17 protein-coding genes are annotated in these 20,414 nt (G+C 51.5%); 1 reads left to right on the top strand and 16 read right to left on the bottom strand.

What is annotated here, in order from left to right; genetic code table 11:
- The first annotated feature begins 92 nt into the window (after positions 1-92).
- Entirely contained in the window at positions 93-1,004 is a 912-nt protein-coding gene (locus tag HH215_RS02450) for an AraC family transcriptional regulator (RefSeq protein WP_169278456.1), read from the top strand.
- Between the two features lie 57 nt (positions 1,005-1,061).
- Here HH215_RS02450 and HH215_RS02445 read toward each other — a convergent pair whose 3' ends face one another.
- The 16 genes from HH215_RS02445 to cobT all read right to left on the bottom strand — a co-directional run bounded on the left by HH215_RS02445 (position 1,062) and on the right by cobT (position 20,117).
- Positions 1,062-2,093 carry an HD-GYP domain-containing protein gene (locus HH215_RS02445; protein WP_169278455.1) on the bottom strand — a complete coding sequence of 344 codons (1,032 nt, stop codon included), beginning with the start codon at positions 2,091-2,093 and terminating at the stop codon, positions 1,062-1,064.
- 23 nt (positions 2,094-2,116) lie between these two features.
- Complete coding sequence (locus HH215_RS02440) at positions 2,117-2,494, bottom strand: response regulator (protein ID WP_169278454.1); 378 nt, start codon at positions 2,492-2,494, stop codon at positions 2,117-2,119.
- The gene (locus HH215_RS02435) at positions 2,487-4,862 is read right to left on the bottom strand and encodes a response regulator (protein ID WP_169278453.1); all 2,376 of its coding nucleotides are present in this window, start codon (positions 4,860-4,862) and stop codon (positions 2,487-2,489) included. Before HH215_RS02435 ends, HH215_RS02440 begins: the two co-directional genes overlap by 8 nt.
- 168 nt (positions 4,863-5,030) lie before the next feature.
- The gene (locus tag HH215_RS02430; RefSeq protein WP_169278452.1) at positions 5,031-5,687 is read right to left on the bottom strand and encodes a response regulator transcription factor; all 657 of its coding nucleotides are present in this window, start codon (positions 5,685-5,687) and stop codon (positions 5,031-5,033) included.
- Entirely contained in the window at positions 5,653-7,875 is a 2,223-nt protein-coding gene (locus HH215_RS02425) for an ATP-binding protein (RefSeq protein WP_169278451.1), read from the bottom strand. The genes HH215_RS02430 and HH215_RS02425 overlap by 35 nt, the downstream gene beginning before the upstream one ends.
- A 95-nt stretch (positions 7,876-7,970) precedes the next feature.
- Positions 7,971-9,980 carry a serine hydrolase domain-containing protein gene (locus HH215_RS02420; protein WP_169278450.1) on the bottom strand — a complete coding sequence of 670 codons (2,010 nt, stop codon included), beginning with the start codon at positions 9,978-9,980 and terminating at the stop codon, positions 7,971-7,973.
- 237 nt (positions 9,981-10,217) lie between these two features.
- The gene (locus HH215_RS02415) at positions 10,218-10,889 is read right to left on the bottom strand and encodes an SOS response-associated peptidase (RefSeq protein WP_169278449.1); all 672 of its coding nucleotides are present in this window, start codon (positions 10,887-10,889) and stop codon (positions 10,218-10,220) included.
- Between the two features lie 90 nt (positions 10,890-10,979).
- Positions 10,980-11,951, bottom strand: a complete 972-nt coding sequence (locus HH215_RS02410; RefSeq protein WP_169278448.1) for a hypothetical protein — start codon at positions 11,949-11,951, stop codon at positions 10,980-10,982.
- The gene (locus HH215_RS02405) at positions 11,932-12,462 is read right to left on the bottom strand and encodes an RNA polymerase sigma factor (protein ID WP_169278447.1); all 531 of its coding nucleotides are present in this window, start codon (positions 12,460-12,462) and stop codon (positions 11,932-11,934) included. The genes HH215_RS02410 and HH215_RS02405 overlap by 20 nt, the downstream gene beginning before the upstream one ends.
- A gap of 122 nt (positions 12,463-12,584) precedes the next feature.
- Positions 12,585-13,580, bottom strand: coding sequence for an adenosylcobinamide-phosphate synthase CbiB (cbiB, locus tag HH215_RS02400; RefSeq protein WP_169278446.1), 996 nt, complete (start codon positions 13,578-13,580; stop codon positions 12,585-12,587).
- Positions 13,577-14,305 carry an adenosylcobinamide amidohydrolase gene (locus tag HH215_RS02395; protein ID WP_169278445.1) on the bottom strand — a complete coding sequence of 243 codons (729 nt, stop codon included), beginning with the start codon at positions 14,303-14,305 and terminating at the stop codon, positions 13,577-13,579. Before HH215_RS02395 ends, cbiB begins: the two co-directional genes overlap by 4 nt.
- A gap of 689 nt (positions 14,306-14,994) precedes the next feature.
- Positions 14,995-15,747, bottom strand: coding sequence for an adenosylcobinamide-GDP ribazoletransferase (gene cobS, locus HH215_RS02390; protein WP_169278444.1), 753 nt, complete (start codon positions 15,745-15,747; stop codon positions 14,995-14,997).
- A complete protein-coding gene (locus HH215_RS02385; RefSeq protein WP_169278443.1) occupies positions 15,744-16,298 on the bottom strand; it encodes a bifunctional adenosylcobinamide kinase/adenosylcobinamide-phosphate guanylyltransferase in 555 nt (184 codons plus the stop codon). The genes cobS and HH215_RS02385 overlap by 4 nt, the downstream gene beginning before the upstream one ends.
- Positions 16,295-17,440, bottom strand: a complete 1,146-nt coding sequence (gene cobD, locus HH215_RS02380) for a threonine-phosphate decarboxylase CobD (RefSeq protein ID WP_169278442.1) — start codon at positions 17,438-17,440, stop codon at positions 16,295-16,297. Before cobD ends, HH215_RS02385 begins: the two co-directional genes overlap by 4 nt.
- Positions 17,437-19,056, bottom strand: a complete 1,620-nt coding sequence (locus HH215_RS02375; RefSeq protein ID WP_254450346.1) for a cobyric acid synthase — start codon at positions 19,054-19,056, stop codon at positions 17,437-17,439. Before HH215_RS02375 ends, cobD begins: the two co-directional genes overlap by 4 nt.
- Positions 19,053-20,117 (bottom strand): nicotinate-nucleotide--dimethylbenzimidazole phosphoribosyltransferase, encoded by a 1,065-nt coding sequence (cobT, locus tag HH215_RS02370; protein ID WP_169278440.1) that lies wholly within the window; start codon positions 20,115-20,117, stop codon positions 19,053-19,055. The genes HH215_RS02375 and cobT overlap by 4 nt, the downstream gene beginning before the upstream one ends.
- Positions 20,118-20,414: the final 297 nt, after the last annotated feature.

Below are 20,414 nucleotides of genomic sequence, written 5' to 3'. Positions count from 1 at the left end.
ATACGTTTCTTGTCCGTATTCCGATATAACCAACGGAGTCGAGTATTCGATAAGCAATTAACCAAATGAGACATCGATCAGGAGAAAATGAGATGAGTGTTCAGCGCGCCCCCGTACCGGAAACCGTTTCTATATTTCCGAACCTTAAGAACGAAACTTATTTGTACGGCGCGCATACGGCCGAAGTCAGCCGAGGATGGATCTGCAATCGTCACCTTCATCACTTGATGTTCGAGATCAACCTTGTGATCGAGGGCTGCCAAACATGCACGATCGGCGAAGAGGTTATCGAGCAGCATCCGGGCGATCTCGTCATTATCCCGCCCATGCAGTTGCACGAGTTCAAGCTTGTCCAATCCGACGTTATGCGGTACTTCGTCTTCCATGCCCAAATCTCGGACGCCGATCTCTTGCGCCGAATGGCGATTTCGAGGCCGAATTACGTGCCGGTAGGACATTCGTTGAATGAACGGATCCGTCCTCACGTCTTAGAGCTCATGAACCAATTGAAATTCAACTCCTCCAAATCGGCTATTTTCCACCGCCTATTCGCGTTCTTGAACGAACTCGAACTCTATTACGTCAATGAATCGCCGCAGGACGCTTCAACCCGAACGTCCGATTCGCTCGCGGATCAAATCGCCAGGGAAATCGAGCAACTGGTCATCGCAACCGCGGAGGAAGAAGATAGAGCTCCGCTAACGAACTGGCTGGAAACCCTATCGCAGAAGATCGGGATAAGTAAACGCCACAGCGCTCGGGTGTTCCAAGAAACTTATCGGATTTCGCCGCGAGATTATTTGGCCATACTTAGGAGACAGGAAGCAATGCATGCTCTGTTAAACGGAAGCGACAGCCTCGAGCATATCTCTCGCCGGATCGGTTTCGAGAACGTTCAAAGCTTCATCCGGCAGTTCATGAAATGGACGGGGACGACCCCTGGCGCTTATCGGAAGAGCCATCGGGACGATTTCTACTATTTAACGCCGTTGGAAGAGCGATAAAAAGAGGCTACGCCCCCTCGCTAATGAGCGGTGCATAGCCTCGTCTATCGTTCTCGCCTAGCTTCTCACGAGATGCACGATCTGCAAGAAAGCCTCCACGATTCGCGGTTCGAAGTGAAGTCCTTTCTGTCTCTCGATCTCCGTAATTGCCTCTTCCGACGTCCAAGCTCTTTTGTAAGGTCGCTCATGGGTCAGCGCATCGTAGAAATCGGCGAGCGCCACGATCCGCGCCTCTATCGGAATCTCTTCGCCCTTAAGCCCGTACGGATATCCTGAACCGTCCCATTTCTCGTGGTGAGACCTCGCGATCGTCCCTGCCAGCTTCAACACCTTAAAATAACTGCCTTCCAGAATGCTCTCGCCGATCGTCGTATGCAATTTCATCCGATCGAATTCATGGGGCTCGTACCTGCCCGGTTTCAACAGCAGTTCGTCCGGGATGCCGATTTTGCCGATGTCGTGCAGGGGAGCAGCTTTGCGGATTAAATCGACGTGCGGTTCCGGGAGTCCGATGCGGCTAGCGATGAGTCCGGATAAATCCCCGACTCTCTGCGTATGCTGTCCGGTCATATCGTCTCGATATTCGGCCGCTCGTCCGAGCACCTGCAAAATTTCGAATTTGGCTTGCTGCAACTCGTTCGTACGTTCCAATACCTTGTCTTCAAGCGTGTTCTTATGCTGGAGCAACTGCAAATGTAAGTACCGCGTCCGAAGTAAATTATTGATTCGAAGAATCACTTCGGTGCGATCGTAAGGCTTCGTCAGAAAATCGTTAACTCCCGCTTGCAAACCTTGTTGTCTCGCCTCGGGGGTCATATCCGCGGTAAGCATCAGCACGGGCAAGTAATTATCCGCGTCGGATTGCTCCCGAATCATTCTAAGTACTTGCAGGCCGTCCATCCCCGGCATATGCAGATCGAGCAAAATAATGTCCGGATCCAGCTCCGTTAAAATGTTCTCGATTTGCAACGGATCCATCGTGCTATGAATATGATTAAAGCCCGCCCGGCTTAAAATTCGCTCTAATAAACTAATATTGTATTCCTGATCGTCCACGATTAATATTTTGGATAGCTTGAGCTCATCCATAGCTGTGTTCTCACCTTTCAACATCATTTCTTAGCCAATGCCGTTTCCATTTTCTCGATCAGACGCGCCAGTTCGATCGGTTTCGTATCGAAATCATCGCACCCCGCCTGGAAAGCCTTCTCTCTGTCGCCGGCCATCGCGTGCGCGGTCAAAGCGATAATCGGAATTCCCTTGGATTTCGGAGAATCCTTCAATATCCGGGTCGCTTCCCAACCGTCCAATACCGGCAAGCTCATGTCCATTAGGATCAGATCCGGGCTTAATTCTTCGGCAAGCTCTACGCCTTGCTTACCGTCCTCGGCTAGCAGAACCCGATACCCTTTGCGGATAAGGCGCCGGGATAACATATCCCGGTTTAACTCGTTATCTTCGACTAGCAGTATCGTCTGTAGTTCACTCATGCTCCTTGGTTACCTCCATGTAACGGCGAATTTCCGTCAATAGCGATTTATGATCGAACGAGCCTTTCTGAATAACGCCCTTCACGTATCCGTTCAATTTCGTCCGATCGTCCAACGTGATGGATTTCGCCGTCACCACCACGATCGGAATCTCGCCCCAGCGCTCCTGCTTCCGCAACGCCTCGACGAATTGAAATCCGTCCATCTCCGGCATCATGAGATCGAGCAAGATCAAAGACGGCTCCGCCGTCTCCATTTGTTCCAAAGCTACTCTACCGTTCGACGCTTGCTTCACGGCGTAGCCTTCCTTCTGCAGCAGCCTAGTCATCAATTCGCTTGTCGTTGCATCATCCTCGACCACGAGCACGGAGTGCTCTTTCCGGTCGGAGATGTATTTATCCATTATCGAAATGAGTCTATCTTGCTGCAACGGCTTAGTCAGAAATTCCGAGGCGCCAAGCGAATACCCGAGCTGCTTGTCGCTAGTCATCGACATAATCACGACCGGAATGTCCGCCAATTCCGGATCGCTCTTCAGCGCGGTTAATACGCTCCACCCGTCCATACTGGGCATGAGGATATCCAGGCAGATCACTTTAGGACGAAGCTGCTTCGAAAGCTTAATGCCTTCTTGTCCGCTTTCGGCGAATGCAAGCGTCCAGCCTTCCTTAGCAAGATAGCTTCGCAATATTTGCTGATTGATCGGCTCGTCGTCGATAAGAAGAATGCTAACTTGGCTTGTTTCCTCCTGCGCGGCTTGGACGTTATCGTCCGATAGATTCACGACCGCTACCTCGTTGGTTAGAGAAGCCGGAAGCCAACAGGTAAAAGTGCTGCCCTGTCCATACTCGCTTTCGACGCCGATTTCCCCGCCCAGGATCTGGCAGAAACGCTGGCTGATCGCAAGGCCGAGACCGGTGCCGCCATATTTGCGCGTCGTAGAAGAGTCGGCTTGAGTGAACGGCTGGAACAGCTTGGCGATTTGCTCGTTCGTCATGCCGATTCCCGTGTCCTGCACGCTGAAACGATAACCGGATTTGTTATTCCGGGTTTCGCCGCTCACTTCGAACGTAATCGTACCGTCCTTCGAGAACTTGCTTGCATTGCTTAGCAAATTGAGCAGAATTTGTCGCAGCTTCGTAATGTCCGTATTCATCACGCCTTCGACGAGCTTCGTCCGCAATCGATTTCCGTTCGCTTCGATTAACGGATTAACCGTCGTGATCACTTCCTGCACGAGCTCCGACACTTCGCAAGTTTCGAAATACATATCCATTTTTCCGGCTTCAATCTTTGAAATATCCAGAATATCGTTGATCAAGGCGAGAAGATGTTTGCCGGATTTGCTGATTTTCCCAAGATCCTCCGTAAAGGTCGGTTCGCAGAGCTCCTCCGATTCCTCCATCAGCATCTCGCTATAACCGATAATAGCGTTCAGCGGCGTCCTCAACTCGTGGCTCATATTGGCTAGGAACTGACTCTTAATCCGGTTCGCTTGAATCGCTTCGTCGTGAGCCTTCTCAAGCTGCGCGGTCCGTTCCGCCACCAATCGTTCCAGGTTTTCGTTTAATTGCAGAAGCTCTTGATTGATCGAATGGATTTCTTTTTGCTTACTCCGAATTTCCGAATCTTTGAACGAGAACCGCTTGGAAATGAAAATTCCTAACAAAGAAAGACCGAGCGTAAACAAGGTCCCCCCGGCTATAAAATAAGCAAGCCATTGCTGATCCAACGTCATGCCTGACGATAAGGCGGATTTGCTTCCCAGATGAAACCGGCTTGCGGTCATGCCCGTATAGTGCATTCCGACGATCGCCGCCCCCATAATGAGCCCGCTGCCGAGCTTCTTCCATACGTCGCCGCGTCCCCCGCCCTTACGGAAGTAGAACGACAACCACAATGCAACAATTGAGGCGACGATCGCAATGACGATGGATAACGAAAAGTAGAACGGATCATATTCGATATCGATCTGCATGGCTGCCATACCGATGTAGTGCATCGCCGAAATCCCGGTAGCCAGCATTAATCCGCCGCCTAACAAATGTCCGGCCGTCATTTGATCCCTGCTCACGACGAACAAAGCGATGAAGGAGGCAACGATAGCCGCTATCACCGACACGAATACGATGACAAGATCGTACGAGACCGGCACATGCAGAGAAAAAGCCATCATCCCGATAAAATGCATCGACCAAATGCCCATCCCCATCGCTACCGCTCCGAACGAGAGCCACAACCATCTGCTCTTCCCCTTCGTCGCCGTAACTCTGCCAGCCAAGTCCAACACGGTATAGGAAGCCACAACCGCGACGATATACGAAAAAATAACGAGTATCCGATCATATGTACCCTGTACATGATTCATAGATTCCATAGCTTCCACAGCGCACACTTCTTTCTTCCAGCACAAAAAAAGACAATGATTCTCCCCGACCCTGCTGGAATATATTTCACGAGATTCATCCAAATTGAACCATAGATATCGACTTTAATCAACATTTTTCGACTTGAAGCGATTGTGGCTGATTGGCGCTTATCTTTGATCGTCCTCGGTCAGCGGCAAAGAGCCCAGCAAACCCGTTTCGTACCCTTTCACGACGGCGCCGATTCGAGACTTGACTCCAAGCTTCTGGTTTATTGCATTCAGATGGTACTCCACGGTTCGTTGGCTAATGGAAAACAATAGCGCTATTTCCTTGTTGGTCTTCTCCTCTGCCACTTGTTTCAGCACCTCTAGCTCAGCGGGCGTGAGAGGATCTACCGCTTTCGCGAGCATCTTTTCGGAAACAAGGGCGTGTCCCAGCATACTTTGCCTAATCGCGTTAATGATCTGAGCATACGTGCTTTGCTTGGACAAGTAGGCATGTACGCCTAACTCATAGGCTTTATTATAAAATTCATCGTAAGTGTAGCCGGACAACAAAATAATTTTCAGAGAATGACCATACCGCTCCTTAAGCGCTCTGCCCAGTTCAAACCCGCTCATATGTGGCATGAAAATATCCATAATCAGCACGTCCGGCCGACAGTCTTCAATTCCGGCAAGCAGCTCTCGCGGATCGCCAAAGGTTCTCGGAACCTCGATATCGGGCTCCTTTTCTAACCGATTTCTCAAGCCCTCCATGACAAGGGGATGGTCGTCAAGCAACACGACTCTAATTTTCCGTTGCTCCTTTTCCGAAATCTTCATCGTCATAAACCTCCTTATCAAGCGGAAGGATAATCGTCACCGCGGTTCCCCTGCCTAGCTCGGAATGAATGTCGATATCCCCTCCGAGACGGCGAATTTGACTATGCACGGATAGAAGTCCGAATCGACGCTCGCCCGGAACGGCCGAATCAAGCACCTTCGATACATCGAATCCCCGTCCGTTGTCCTTTATTTCACAATAAATCGTATGTTCGTCTTCCCACAAATGAATCGTCATCTTCTCCGCTTGAGCGTGCTTGAACACGTTATAGACGATTTCCCGAATCGATCGGAACAAGCCAATCTTAACCGTCTCGCGCTCCAACTCCTTCGTCTTAAGCTCGTATCGAAGATTCGCGCTCGTATCGCCTTTTTCCTTCATCGTCCTAAGCAGCCATTGCAGTGCTTCCTTCAGGTTGCCTTCATCGATAATGGGAGGATATAACTCGTCGCATAAAGCTCGAATATCTCGTTGGGAATCATAAACGCACTTTAGCCAAACGGCGACCTCTTCCTGGGAGGCCGAACCCGAATCGTGAAGCTCCTCCAAATCCCGCGATAAAAAAATCAAGTTTTGCAGCAAGTTATCATGAAGAAAATTGGTCGTGCGCATTCGATGGGACTCCAACTCCTCCATCAGAGCCTCGCTATCATACGAAACGTCGGACATTGTTCGCCCGCTTCGCATCAACTGCTCCCTAGCTAGCCTATCATCTCTATAATACTCGGACAGGCGCGCCGTTTCCGTCAATATTCGAACAGCATCCTCGCCCGCCTCGAATAGAATTTGCTCCTCTTCGTCCGTTAACCGCAAGTGATTAGGCGAATACCCTAGACATAAGAATCCGAGCGTCTGCTCCCCGTTATCATCTGAAAGCGCGATTACTTTATCGAACCCAAAATGCTGCGCCAATTGTTCCGCGCTGATCTTACCGGCAGCAACGACCGCATTCTCCGTTCCAGAGTAGATTCTCGTAGCATATGCATAAGTACGACGATCTTGCCGCCAGATTAAGCAAACTCCCCCGATATCCATCATGCCATGAAGGCTATAAGCTACTCTTTTCATCCGATCTCGGATCATCTTCTTCTCCGACAATCGAATGGACAAGCTCAGCTTCTGCTGCGACATCCAGTTCTCCCGTAGTCGCTCGGCCCGGCGATGATGTAGCAAACTTCTTGAACTTATCTTCATCGTTAACAAGCTTCGGACAACGAGCAGATAGGTCAATAATCCCGAGAAAGGAAGAAGACCGATCAATGCGTAACTGAGCGGAATGATCGCCTCGTTTCCGAGGAGTACCGGAACCGCATACAAGAACGTAAGCGGCGTCATGCTCAAGAATAGCCCGGAGAACAGCAGCAAGAGCTGGTTTCTTTCTAATCGATGAAACGATTTCCAATAAAAGAGCGTAATGCACGCCAACGTAATAAGGGTCAACACAGTCGACAGATTTAAGAGATCGGAAACCCACTTCGATACCTCTCCGCTGCTGGCAATCAGATAAATCATGTAGGCGGAAAGGGCAATCGAATACATTCGAATGGCGAGCAGCAGCTTACCGAATCTGGAATGCATAGCGCGAAACACGAACAGGAGATAAAAGGAAAAGATCAGATAAGGCAGCCAAATCGCGCAGGAGGTGACAACGATGTCGGACAGGCTTTTCTCTCTGGAGTAAATCGTTAGCACGATTAAAGCCATCGTATAATTTAACGTATAAAATTGTCGTATAACTCGCGATTCCGGCTTGGCTCGAACGGCATTCCAGCCAATGCCTAGCAGCATCGCCTCCATTATTAAGGAGACGACCATGACGGTGAAATCCGCCCGTCGGGCTTCCGCTCTATAGACGAGTCGCTGCCCGTCCCGCTTCTCCACGACGATGCTCACGGCTTTCGTTAATTCAGCCTCCGCGCCCTTTACGTATAATCTCGGATAGGGGTTGCCTTCAGCGGAAAGAAGCCGGTCGCCAGGCTGTATTCCCCAGTCCAATGCCTTTCCGCCTTCGTTAACCGCTATCACGACGCCGCTTGTGGCCGTAGCTTGAGAAAAAACAATGCCTATGTAAGGAGCTTTAATAGATACTAAATGGACATAGGAAGCAAAAAGAACAAAACAAACGATAGAGAGAATAATCCCTCTTTCCGCTTTGCTCTTGAATTGAAACAGGCTTGATTGTATCATTGTCGATCACCCAATTCGAGTATAACAGATCTTATCCGATAGATAGGAAATAGAGCAAACATGCCCGCAGGATCATGTTTGCTCTATTCTCTTCCCTACGGAAATCGGTAAAACATAGCCGCGGCTTCTTGACGAAGCATAGGCTGTTTGGAACGATAATCGACCTTACCCTCGGCATCCTTAACGACTTCCGGCCCATAGTAGCCGCGCGCGACCACGTTTTCCACCCCTTTAATGGCCCACGGGTCGGTATCTCCCTTTAATTCGGCTTCGAGCGGAACGGCTCCCGCGGAACCGAGACCGATCAGAAGCGCGCGAGTTAACGCCATAGCCGCTTCTTGCCTAGTCATTGGACGGTTTGGCTCGAATCGCCCCCCAGGCGTCCCCTTGATGATGCCGTATTCTAATGCGGTTTGAATTTCGGAAGCATAGCGTTGGTTGTTCGTATCTACGAACAAACTAGGTTCATTAGAAAGCGGATCCCCGGCTAAAGTCATTAATTGACCAACGAATTCGGCACGCGTTATAGTCTCTTCCGGCCTGAAGGCCGGTTCTTCCTCTTTCCGAAGCAGGCTCTGCTGCTGTGCGTAATAAATGAATTTTGCGTACGGATGATTGTCCGGCACATCGGCGTAGAGCTTTCTATCCGGCAATCTTTCGGACCAACTATCCGCCTTGCTGTAGGAAAAATAAGCGATGTTTCCCTTGTCGTCTTCTTTGAAAGCAGCAAGCTTGCCTTCTGAATCCCGAAATAGCAAAGGTTCAATCGGAATAAGCTCATGCTCTCCATTAGAATCGTTGACGGTTAAGCCGTCGTCATGCGCCGTGATCCCGTAGTGCAAATATTTCATTCTCAGGTCGCTGTATTCCCCTTCAAACCGCTGAAGCTGCTGCCTCTTGAGATGAAGCGGAGTCAAAGTTTCAGTTTCATTTGTTTTAGGATAGTAGTGATCCATAAAAGCTTGAATCAGCGCCGCTCGAAGCTTCTTGGCATCCCGCGTGCTATTCAGCGCCACGAACAGGCCCGCCTTACGGTCCGGAAGCAGCCACAAGTGGGATTGAAACCCCGAGGAAACACCGCTTTTATCTACCACATACTGACCATTGTTCAAGCTTGGATACGATGACTCGAATCCATAGCCGACTCCCGGAATGCCGGGATGAATCGAGACGCTTAGCCGTTGCATAGCGTTAATCGATGTCGCGTTCAGAATCGAAGAACCGGAACCGATCGCCTTGCCGCCGTTTAATTGCGCCAGCATAAACCTTGCCATATCCGCTCCCGTCGAGATCATTCCCCCGTCCGGCAAGATGCTCGGAATCGTAGCATACTGAGGAAGGGGATTCCCTTCTCCGTCATACGGAGTTGCCATCCTGGATTGAACATTCGGAGTTAGCGCGAATGAGCTGTTTACCATGCCGAGCGGGGTAAAAATTTCGTTAGCGGCAACCTTTTCGAAAGGCTTGCCTGTCACGCTCTGAACCGCATAACCTAGCACATCATAACCGTAGTTATCATAGCGGAACGCTTCGCCAGGCTTGCGAACGACCGTCGGCAGCTGCTCTTTCACAAAGCTTTCCAACGGTAACGGAGCTTCCGAAGGATCTCCCTCATCCTCCGTCCCATCCGTGTAATCGAAGCCGCTTGTATGGGTCAACAGATGCTTCAACGTTAATGTCGTCCCTGTCCGATTAGGAATGCTAACCCCTGCCATGTATCGGTTCACGTCGGCATCAAGGTCTACCTTCCCTTGTTCGGCAAGCTGCATCACGGCCGTTGCCGTTATCGTCTTCGAAATCGAAGCTACCCGGAACAACGTACGGTCGGGATCAACAAGCGACCGAAGCTTTAGATTAGAGTAGCCATACCCCTTATTAAGCTGTACCTTATCTCCGCTGACTATTGCAACTACCGCGCCAACGAGCATCGTTTTCACATCGGCCCGTCGAAAAAACCCGTCCATAAAATTCTCGACCTCATGGGGATCGGATGGCCCGTTTGATTGTGTTGCCGGCGTACTTGCATAACTATTCGACGGAATAGTCAAAGCGATTACGAGCGTTACGCCAAGCAAGCTTCGAAACGTTCTTGTTACAATGTTCATGTCGTTGCTCCTTATGAATGTCTACTGGAATGACTTCTTAGTAAACATACCATTCAAGCAAATCTCACCGAATCCGTATGCTCCGCAAGATTGTAAAGGAACTTACGCACGATTAATTGCGCGATCGCGCAATGAAGCAGCGACAATTATGATTGCGCCCATGCTTGACGCACGTAAAAAAGCAGCCAACGCCAGTGGCGAAGCTGCTTTTCTTTTCCGCAAAGAACTCAAAATCGGTTAGATTTTAACGAGCGACAACGACGAGTGGACTTCCGCGATGCAATCCGGTGTTTCCCAGGCGATATTTTCCACGAACGGCGTCACGGGGTAGGTTCTGAAATCGGCGTCCGGCAGAGATTGAAGCAGCGACTGAAGCATTTCCGTCCGAGTTTCCTTCGGATCGAGCCACAAGTCCATCGCTTCTTCATCCAATATAACCGGCAGCGTGTGGTCGGTATCGAATGCGGATCCCCTCGTAATGACGGTGCACATCGGAAACTCGTTTTTCTCCGAATCGAGCCATACATCGTAAATACCCGGCATCGCGAACGTTGCTTTCTTCCGATGGACGGCTCTCCAAGCGCTTTTGCTCTTGCCTTCCTGCTTCCAAATGTAGAATCCGCTGCAAGGAACGACGCATCTTTTCTTCGTCAGCATCGTTCGCAAATATTGCCGGTCTCCCAGCGTATCCACGTTCGCGTTGATCGAGTTTTTGCCCCAATAAGGCATTAAACCCCACCGGTGCTGGTTCAAGCAGCGTTCTTCGCCGATCTGCTGAATAATCGGAACCTGTTGGGTCGGCGCGATATTGTAACGCATGAAATAGGGAACATGAACGCTGTCGATGCGGAAATCCTCAGTCAGATCCGACAGCTCCGCCGTTAACGAATATCGATTACACATACGCATCAGCCCATTTCCACGGAATTTATTCGTATTCAGTGTGGGCTTATCAGAGGTAAATTATGTGTAAGGCAACCTTATTTTATCAAACTTTACTTACCGTCCTTCTCTAACGTTCACGATCGTTTTCTCGCCATTCACCTCGATTTGCCATTTGCCGGGGGTATCGAATTCCAGATTGCCCGAGAACTGAGTAATCGGAATCAGATCGTTAGCCTGAATAAACTCACCACCGCTGTGAAACGTGAAGCTGCGAACCTCATCCTCGTTATTAAAGGGAAAAGCGCGTACTTTTACAGAATCGCCTAAGTCGTGTCCCTGTACGACGAGTAGCGTGGTCAAAGTCCCGGTAACCGCATCGTCCTTGGAGACTAGAAATCGGGCCGTATCGGTATGGATGTATTCGTCTTTTACGGGAATGACGATCGAAGCATAAGGCTGCTCGTTAAGCATCACGTCCAATCTCCATTTTCCTTTGCTCGGAAAAGGATTGAAATTCGTGACCGCGTGAGCGTCCGCCCCGTTAATGGGGCTGCCGAGCGTCGATTCATTGGCTAGAAACTTCTCTCCCGTATCCAGGTTTACCGCCGTAGCCGTCAATTGGGCTTTGTTAAGCAGACTAGGATCTCCCCATGCATACCAGAAAATTTTCGAGACCGTCTCATAAGACTTCGCTACGATTTCGTAATTTTCCGAAAATGCGATTTTACCCTTAATGCCTCGGAGACGATCGGAGTAGATCACGCTGCCGTCTTTAGCGACTAAATCAAACTTAGGACTCAACTCCGTAGTGCTAGAGGATATCGGAGGACTCTTGGAAACCATATTGCTGTAAGAAAATTTTTCCATAATAGCAGGTATCAAAAACAGGCATACCAGCAATACCGGAACGGAAGCGACAAGAAGCGCGTTCTGCCAAACTCTATTTTTCTTGACATTCTGCTGCTTTTGCCCATTCAATCGTCTAAGGTTGCTAAGAATCGTTTGCTCCGCATCCGCACTCAACTGCTTTCTGGGCATTTGTCTGATCCGCTCAAGCAAGTCCATCTCATTCTCTTCCCGTAGCAAGTTTCCCGCCTCCTTCTAACGACTCGTATTGGATTCGTAGTTTCTTGATCGCCCGATGTAACGTTACGTTAACCCGAGTAGCGGTCCAATTCAGAATTTCCGCCGTTTCGTTAGCCGAGAAGTCTTCCATCACGCGCAGAAGCAACACGTCTCTATACGTGCGCTTGAGCTTCATCAGACAGACATACACGCTTTGCAGATCCTCGCGATGAAAATGAATTTCCTCCGGAGTCGGGACGGACACCGTTTGCTCTCTTCTCAATCGATGCCCTAGCAACCCGATCCTCTTCCTCTTTCTCTGGTCGTCCATGGCAACGCGAAGGGCGATTGAGAATAGCCATGTTTTCGGACTCGATCTTCCTTCGAAACGATGCAAACCTTTCATCGCTTTCGCGAACACGTCCTGAACGAGGTCCTCCACCTGATTCTGGCCCGTATAGTAGACAAGGAAATGATGGACATCGGACCCATAGGTCAGAAACCACTCCTCGATCTTCGAATATCCGTCCATTTGCCCCTCCCATCCGCTTCCGCGATCTTTATATGGAATTAGACGTCGGTTTTGCTCTATCATTACACTTTTATTATAAAAAAAATAGCGACCCCACGGGCCGCCTAATCGAATACGGTATTTTAATTTAGCAGCGCGGCAGCAACGACTATCAAAACCAAAAATAATGTCGAGCTCACATACATGAGACGAACGGTCAGCCTGATGTGGTCGGCCTTGAGCGGTTGAAGGGGCTCGCCCATTCTAGCCCTGTCCGATGCTACGCCTTTGTAATAGTTGAGGCCGCCAAGCTGTACGCCCAAGGCTCCCGCTACCGCGGATTCGGGGAAACCGCTGTTCGGACTCGGATGCAGGCGGGCGTCGCGGTTCACCGTGCGTAGAGAGCGCTTGAACGGCAGGCGGAGCATCGAAGCGGCGATCGCGATGAACAACGCCGAGAGCCGAGCCGGAATAAAGTTGGCTACGTCATCGAAGCGCGCCGATGCCCAACCGAGATCGAGATATTTGTCGTTCTTATAGCCGACCATCGAATCGAGCGTATTCGCCGCACGGTAGGCCATGGCAAGCGGAGCGCCGCCGATTAACGCGAACAATAGCGGGGATAGGATGGCGTCAACGATATTTTCCGCTACGGTTTCTACCGCCCCGCGCGTAATCTCGCTTTCATCCAACGTATCCGTATCGCGACCTACGATCATGGACAACGCATGCCTGGATTTCGGCAGATCCCGTTGCTTAAGCAAACGATAAATGTCCATTCCGGCATCGCCTAAACCGCGTGTCGCGATCGTCGTAGAGATCAGCCAAGCTTCCATCCCATACGCGAGCCAAGGGTGTAACCGGAATAACAAACCGATCAACAGCCAAGTAAGCGCGAAAGAACCTCCGACAAGCACGATCGGATATGCGACCCCGGCTATCTTCAACGCTCTGCCCCTCGAAGACCCGGAACCGCCGCAAAGCTTGCGGAACCACCTCTGATTAGCCAAATTGCGCAAAGGTCGCTCCAATTTACGAATAATATATCCCATCCCGACGACAGGGTGAGGCAGCGCTCTCGGATCTCCGACCGCCAGATCGATAATAAACGCGCTGGCGATAATTCCCGCTTCTATCATAATAGGGGTTCTCCCTGCGTCCGAACCGCTTCATATACTGCTTCGTACGCAAGCCGACCGATCGCGTTGCCGATCGTCGTCGCCGCCCCGGCATATTGATGGATCGGCGCGTAAGTATCCGATTGACTCACCGCGACGAGGACGGTGTCGGTCGTCGTTCCCGTCGCAACGCGATCATGAGCGTAATCCTTCACTTTCAAATCGTCCAAGGCGGCGCTCTTCGCTTCCGTTGCGCTAATGATCGCGTTCACCATGGCGCTATGCGTCATCTTGCCATCGACGAAAATCATAATATTGATCGTCCCCGGTACGTATGCCGAGAAAGTCTCGCGAACAAGACCGGCTCTGGCCGCGTTACCCGTTCCCGCGGATGCGCAGACCAGCAGCTTAAACTCGTCTCCGTTCTCTTCGGCGAAGGCGCTGTGCGTAATATGAGCGGCAGTCTGCAGTCCGATCGCCATATCCGGCGGGTATCCCCACAGGTGCATCTCTTCACGCATCATCGATGCGGGATCCGAGCAATTATAGGTTAAGGGCACCTTCCAGTTCACGAATCGATTCGCTTTGCTAGCCCCGCCGCGATAAGGCGCATTGCTGAGCACATCGTAGATGTCATCGCTGCGGATTAGGACATGGCCCTCATTCGCGACATAGCGAAGTTCCAGCTCCGGCCATAAGGCGGATCGATAGACCGTAACCGTACGATCGCGAAAAGGTTGTGTCATCTATGTTCTCCCGCCTGTCTATAGATACTTATTCTAAATCGTTGGCTTACCCATGACAATCGCTTACGAAATTAATGCATATCGAGTCAAGCGCGAGCTGTACGATAATTTCGGATAATTTTACCGCTAGTAACGCCGACGAAACCAACTTATCTATACCGCGTTAGCTTGGAAACAGGGCTAATGCATTAGAGTGTAGCCTATCTATTTTTTCTGCACCGACTAAGTGAGGTTATTCAAAAAGTCCAATTTTGATCACGAAGCCTATCTAGAAGCGTACTCGACATCGAATCTTGAATTCAGCCGGGCCTTCCGGTACTCACGTAGGTTCTTCCTACGCTCCGTTCCTCAGTCCCTAAGCTTCTTTCAACCTTCTCGGTGCTGAAAACCGGACTTTTTGAACTCGCACTAAGTGTATTTTGTACACTTAATCTAAGGAAAATATCTCTCATCTACAGACTAAGTGCAAAAAGTGCAACTAGATGTGCGGGTTTGAGGTGGATGACATGAAATGCGGTAAACGAGTTGTACGAAATACAATTAGATGGAGTGAGTCGGCAATAACCCAGAACTAAGTGTAGGAAATACACTAAGATTTATTTGATATTGGCAGACAACAATTCTAATGCGTCAGCCCTAGCTGGGGAAATGGTAATGCTGCTTGAATTCGTGAGCGATTGCCCGTTGGCTTACCCGAAATGATTGACTAGAATCAGAATGATCAGCAGCATAAAAGTTTCCATCGCTTCAACAAGAGCGCCGTAAGCATCTCCGGTAAAGCCGCCTAACTTGCGCACGATAAATCGTCCGAATAGCCACGCGGCAACGATGACTGCGCCTATCGCTACCCATCCGATGAATCCTGCGATGAAATACGCAACGGCTAGCAGCAAGAGCAGATTAAGCACGAGGCTAGCTCGATTTACGCCTTGTCGCAACCCGGTGCCTAAGCCTTGAACCTGTATATATGGGAAAATATAGATAACGCCAAGAAGCGCAAACCTTGCTACCGCCGGCACCATTGCGACTATGGCGAGTTCGTCATGAATAACGAGTTGCTGCAAGGCCGCAACCTTCAGACCGATGAGAACGATGGCCGCGACGACGCCCATGGCTCCGACTCGGCTGTCTTTCATAATTTCAAGCATCCGTTCACGGCTGCGGTAACTGCCCAAACCATCCGCTAAATCCATCCAGCCATCCAGATGAAGCGCTCCGGTCAAGAAGATCCACGAGGCTACGATTACGACTGCGGACACCGTGAAACCAAACGATCCGAATCCGAGCTCCGCAAGCCAACCGACTAACCAAATGACGGCTCCGAGCATAAGACCTACGACAGGGTAGTAGCGAGGGCTGTTATCCCATCCCTTCAGGGTCTGAGCTTTAGCCGGAACGGGAAACCGGGTCAAGAAGCCGACAGCCTGCCAGAATGCGCTCATCCCTTTAACCTCCAAGGCAATCCGCTAATAACGGCAATAACCTCATCGGCTTGGTCAGCAAGCTGCTGATTTACCTCGCCTACGACGTCTTGAAACCAACGCCCGAGCGGGGTCATGGCTACCCCACCCCATCCAACCTCATCCGTGACGATGATGACCGCGACCATTTCCGACTGTATCAATTCCGCGAGGTATTCCCGAATTTGCGATTGGACGAACTGCGTCGTTTCAACGTCTCTGCATCGCTCTTCCGGGACGGCCATTAATTTATTGCCGATCCATGCAGATAACGAGTCGACAAGAATGACGCCATATCCCCGATAGGCTGCCGTGGATAGTTCATCCGGAGCTTCCAACGTGTCCCACGAAGACGGACGGCGTTGCAGATGACGTTCGATTCGCATATCCATTTCATTGTCGTATCGCATACCGGTAGCTACATATAGGACTCTGTCATTAGAAGAAGGAACCATGGAGTGCTCGAGCGTAAGCTTCTCGGCATATGCGCTTTTGCCCGAACGAACGCCCCCGGTGACCATGACGATTTTCATTCGGCAACTCCCCTCCCTTCCCGCTCGGCTTCCCGATTCGCTTCCCGGAACGTTTGCAATAACCGTTCGTTATGTTCTCTGCCGCGTACCGCGATCCTGATGTCTCTCTCGGTCAACCCTTCGTACATGGCGCAGCTTCGGATCATAACGCCTTTAGGACCTAACGCCTGCTGAAGCGAGCTTGCCGTCCATGCCTTCCCGACCCTGACGAGCAGAAAATTCGCTTCCCCGGGCCACACTTGCCAACCGAAGCCGTTCTTGATCTCCTCTTGCAGAAAATCCCTCTCCCGCGCAATAAGCTCGCGCGTCCTTCTTTCATATTCGGCTACATCCGGGTGCAGGCATGCTTGTCCGGCGAGGAGAGCCAAGCCGTTAACGCTCCAAGTGACCTGCTTGCGCGTCATCTTCCGGACGAGATTAGGAGCGGCAATCGCATAGCCGAGACGGAGACCGGGAATCGCGTAAAACTTCGTCATCGAATGGATCAGAATGACATGGGGATATTGCTCAAGCTCGGGCAACAGCGTTACGCGCTCATCGGGAGCGATAAAATCGATGAAAGCTTCGTCTAAGACAAGATAAGTAGAAGCGCGTTCCGCGAACCGGGCGACCGTTCGAAGCTGGTCTAACGTATAGGTCAACCCCGTCGGATTGTTCGGGTGGCCGAGGAACAGTAAATCTACCTTTTCCAGGAGCGGCAGGAGATCGTCCGGGTCGGCTTGAAAGCCGTTCTCTTCTTTGCCCACGACCGTGAACACTTCCGCCCCGAAATGCTCCGCTAATTGCGCGTACTCCGAGAAACATGGAGCGACTACGCCGACCGAGCGGATATCCAAGCCAAGCAAGGCGAGAGCCATGTTTTCCGCAGCGCCGTTGCCGATGATCAGATGATCCGTCGCGACGCCAAGCTTATCTGACAGCAACCGCTTCAGCTCGCGATGTGCCGGATCCGGATAATTGACGATCGAACGAAATCCGTTAGAGAGGGCACCCATCACTTGAACAGGCGGACCTAACGGATTAATGTTCGCGCTGTAGTCGAGCCATTCGCTCGAAGGAATACCGAATCGACTTGATGCGGTTACAAGGTCTCCCCCGTGACCGAAGGGCTCCAATTCGGTTCCGATAGGGCTGTCGCTCATTGTCCGTTCTCCTGTCCCGTTGCTATGATTTCATATACTTTAGGCATGTTCATATACCGGCGCACATGGTCGGCTAAACGATCGAACTCCGCTTCGCGCAGCCCGTTAAAGTTTAATAGCCCTTCGAGCGGCATCCAGCCCTTACCGGATCGGATCGCGTTTAACCAATTGCGCCGGAACTCGTCATTATGCAATATTCCGTGAATATAAGTTCCCCATACTTTGCCGTCCGTCGATCGAGCCCCTTCATGATACAGGGTTTCCGAAACTCCAGGTTCCCGCTTTAGTCCGATGCTCATCGGATGTTCTACGGATTGGATAAAAGAGGTGATTCCCATATGGATTTCGTATCCTTCGATCGGTACGTTCATCGGGAATGTACGTCCATCTTCAGTGCTATTATCGGCGCTATTTTCACCGATTCTCCATCCGATCGCTTGGCCGAAGACGCGCTCCGTCTTCTTGTCCGGCGAGAATACGGTTTCCATCGGAAACAAACCAAGGCCGGCTAAATACTCGTTGCCGGATTCGATGCCATCCGGGTCAAGCAGCTTTTGTCCAAGCATCTGATAACCGCCGCAAATGCCCGTGAGCCATCCCCCTTGTTCTCGATGAGCGAGAATGGCTAGATCTAGCCCCGTTTCCTTAAGGAACAAAAGGTCTTCCGCCGTGTTTTTGCTCCCGGGGAGCAGGACAATATCGGGTTGTCCGAAATCTTCGACCCGAGTCACATACCGCACGGACGTATCCCTCTCCGCGAAGAGAGGATCGATGTCCGTGAAATTCGCAATGCGCGGAAACCGGATGACCGCGATGTCCAATCGCTCTTCATCCGTCCCGGCAGCCAAGGAAGAGGTCTGGATCGACAAGGAATCCTCCGATTCCAGTCTCAGTTTATCGATATGCGGAATGACGCCGAGTACCGGTTTGCCCGTCCGATTTTCCAACCAATCCAGACCCGGCTGAAGCAGCCCGACATCGCCGCGAAATTTATTGATGATAAACCCTTTTACCCTCGCCCGTTCATCCGGCTCTAGAAGCTCCAACGTTCCGACGATCGAAGCGAATACGCCTCCGCGGTCGATGTCCGCGACCAGAATAACCGGAGCGTCCGCCCAGCCCGCCATTCTCATGTTCACGATGTCGCGATCTTTAAGATTAATCTCCGCGGGACTGCCCGCGCCCTCGAGGATTATGACATCATACTCGGCGCGAAGCCGGTTCAAGGCTTCCCTCACGATAAGGCCGGCTTCGGCTAAATATTCGTTGCGGTAGCTGAATGCGTCCATCGTGCGGTACGGCTTTCCGTGCACGACGACTTGCGAAGCTCGATCCGTCGTCGGCTTGAGCAAGATCGGATTCATGTCGGTCGTGGCCGCGATGCCGCAAGCATCGGCTTGCATGCCTTGCGCGCGTCCGATCTCTTTACCGTCGGGCGTCACGTAGCTGTTCAGCGACATGTTTTGCGATTTGAACGGGGCTACGGCATACCCGTCTTGAACAAGGATGCGGCATATCGCCGTCGTCAGGATGCTTTTGCCGACATCCGATGCCGTCCCTTGTATCATCAACGTCCGCGCCGGTCGATGACCCGCGATAACATATTTATCCGTCATGATTGCGACACTCCCGCGCTCTCGAACGTTGCCATTTCCCGCATGATCTTTCCTGCCGCGTCGATCAAATGAAAGCATAATACCGCACCCGTACCTTCGCCAAGACGCATATCCATGTGAATCATCGGGGACAATCCGACCGCTTCCAGCATGCCGGCGTGCCCTTGTTCCAGAGACATATGTGATGCCATCATGTATGGCAAAGCTTGCGGAGCAAGGCGGCCGGCGACAAGTGCCGCGGCCGAAGAGATGAAGCCGTCGATGACGGCTACGGCGCGATTGGCGGCAGCGCCTAGTATGACGCCGACGAGGCCGGCAATCTCTAGTCCTCCGAGCTTCGCGAGGACGTCGAGAGGATCGGCCGGGTCGGCGGCGTTCACTTGCAGCGCGCGCTCGATGACGCCGCGCTTATGCCGCAAGCGGGCATCGTCGATGCCCGTGCCGCGGCCAACGGCTTGCTCTAGCGGGATTCCCGCCAGAGCGACAAGCATGGCGGCACTCGGCGTCGTGTTGCCGATGCCCATCTCTCCCGTCGCGAACACGCGGGTTCCCTTGGCGGCGAGCTCGCACACGAGGTCGTAGCCGACGCGGATGGCCGCGACCGCTTCTTCCCGGGACATCGCAGCTCCCTTCGCGATGTTCGCGGTGCCCTTGCGGATCTTGCGCGACACAAGCTCCGGGTGCTGCAGATCCGCGTTTACGCCGATGTCCACGCAGACGACATCCGCTCCCGCATGGCGTGCCAGCACGTTAACCGCAGCTCCGCCGCCTAAGAAATTCAGCACCATCTGAGGCGTGACTTCGGCTGGGAACGCGCTAATACCCTCTTCGCACACGCCATGATCGCCCGCCATAACGATAACCGCTTTTCGGGACAGATCCGGGAGGCTTTCTCCGGTTATCCCCGCCGCTTGCTTGGCGATAGCTTCGAGCTTGCCCAGGCTGCCGGGCGGCTTAGTCAAGCTATCCAGCCGAAGCTGAGCAGCCTCCATCGCATCTAAATCCATTGGTTTAATGGATTGGGTCATAAATTGCAGTTGTTGAGAGACGTTCGGAGTCATGAGATCATTTCCTCTCTCGATCGTTTTATGTGAAATAATCCGTTACTTTAGCGCACTGAGAGTACCTTACCTCCACCTACGGATGCCCGGCGCTGTCTGTTTGTTCACCGACCCAGCTCGCAGCGCACTCAAAGCACCTTATCTTCATCGTTTCATACTCAGAATTGTACCGAGCGTTAATATGAGTAGAATTTCATCGAATGGTAACCCGTCTAATCGTTCCAAAAAACCCTAGACCGCAAATCACGGACTAGGGTTCAGCAAACAGGGAATTGGAATGTTATCTTTCGCTATGTA

Origin of the sequence: Cohnella herbarum (assembly GCF_012849095.1) — a bacterium.
GTDB lineage: Bacteria > Bacillota > Bacilli > Paenibacillales > Paenibacillaceae > Cohnella > Cohnella herbarum.
Note: the sequence above shows the minus strand (reverse complement) of the source record. Positions and strands in the feature narration are given on the sequence as shown.

Excerpts from the sequence above, each read along its gene's own strand:
- HH215_RS02385 (WP_169278443.1), bottom strand. The coding sequence starts at position 16,298 with ATGAAAATCGTCATGGTCACCGGGGGCGTTCGTTCGGGCAAAAGCGCA.
- HH215_RS02430 (WP_169278452.1), bottom strand. The coding sequence starts at position 5,687 with ATGAAGATTTCGGAAAAGGAGCAACGGAAAATTAGAGTCGTGTTGCTT.
- HH215_RS02425 (WP_169278451.1), bottom strand. The coding sequence starts at position 7,875 with ATGATACAATCAAGCCTGTTTCAATTCAAGAGCAAAGCGGAAAGAGGG.
- HH215_RS02450 (WP_169278456.1), top strand. The coding sequence starts at position 93 with ATGAGTGTTCAGCGCGCCCCCGTACCGGAAACCGTTTCTATATTTCCG.
- HH215_RS02415 (WP_169278449.1), bottom strand. The coding sequence starts at position 10,889 with ATGCGTATGTGTAATCGATATTCGTTAACGGCGGAGCTGTCGGATCTG.
- cbiB (WP_169278446.1), bottom strand. The coding sequence starts at position 13,580 with ATGATAGAAGCGGGAATTATCGCCAGCGCGTTTATTATCGATCTGGCG.
- HH215_RS02435 (WP_169278453.1), bottom strand. The coding sequence starts at position 4,862 with ATGAATCATGTACAGGGTACATATGATCGGATACTCGTTATTTTTTCG.
- cobD (WP_169278442.1), bottom strand. The coding sequence starts at position 17,440 with ATGAGCGACAGCCCTATCGGAACCGAATTGGAGCCCTTCGGTCACGGG.
- HH215_RS02420 (WP_169278450.1), bottom strand. The coding sequence starts at position 9,980 with ATGAACATTGTAACAAGAACGTTTCGAAGCTTGCTTGGCGTAACGCTC.
- HH215_RS02395 (WP_169278445.1), bottom strand. The coding sequence starts at position 14,305 with ATGACACAACCTTTTCGCGATCGTACGGTTACGGTCTATCGATCCGCC.
- cobT (WP_169278440.1), bottom strand. The coding sequence starts at position 20,117 with ATGACTCCGAACGTCTCTCAACAACTGCAATTTATGACCCAATCCATT.
- HH215_RS02445 (WP_169278455.1), bottom strand. The coding sequence starts at position 2,093 with ATGGATGAGCTCAAGCTATCCAAAATATTAATCGTGGACGATCAGGAA.
- HH215_RS02375 (WP_254450346.1), bottom strand. The coding sequence starts at position 19,056 with ATGACGGATAAATATGTTATCGCGGGTCATCGACCGGCGCGGACGTTG.
- cobS (WP_169278444.1), bottom strand. The coding sequence starts at position 15,747 with ATGAGCGCATTCTGGCAGGCTGTCGGCTTCTTGACCCGGTTTCCCGTT.
- HH215_RS02440 (WP_169278454.1), bottom strand. The coding sequence starts at position 2,494 with ATGAGTGAACTACAGACGATACTGCTAGTCGAAGATAACGAGTTAAAC.
- HH215_RS02405 (WP_169278447.1), bottom strand. The coding sequence starts at position 12,462 with ATGGACGGATATTCGAAGATCGAGGAGTGGTTTCTGACCTATGGGTCC.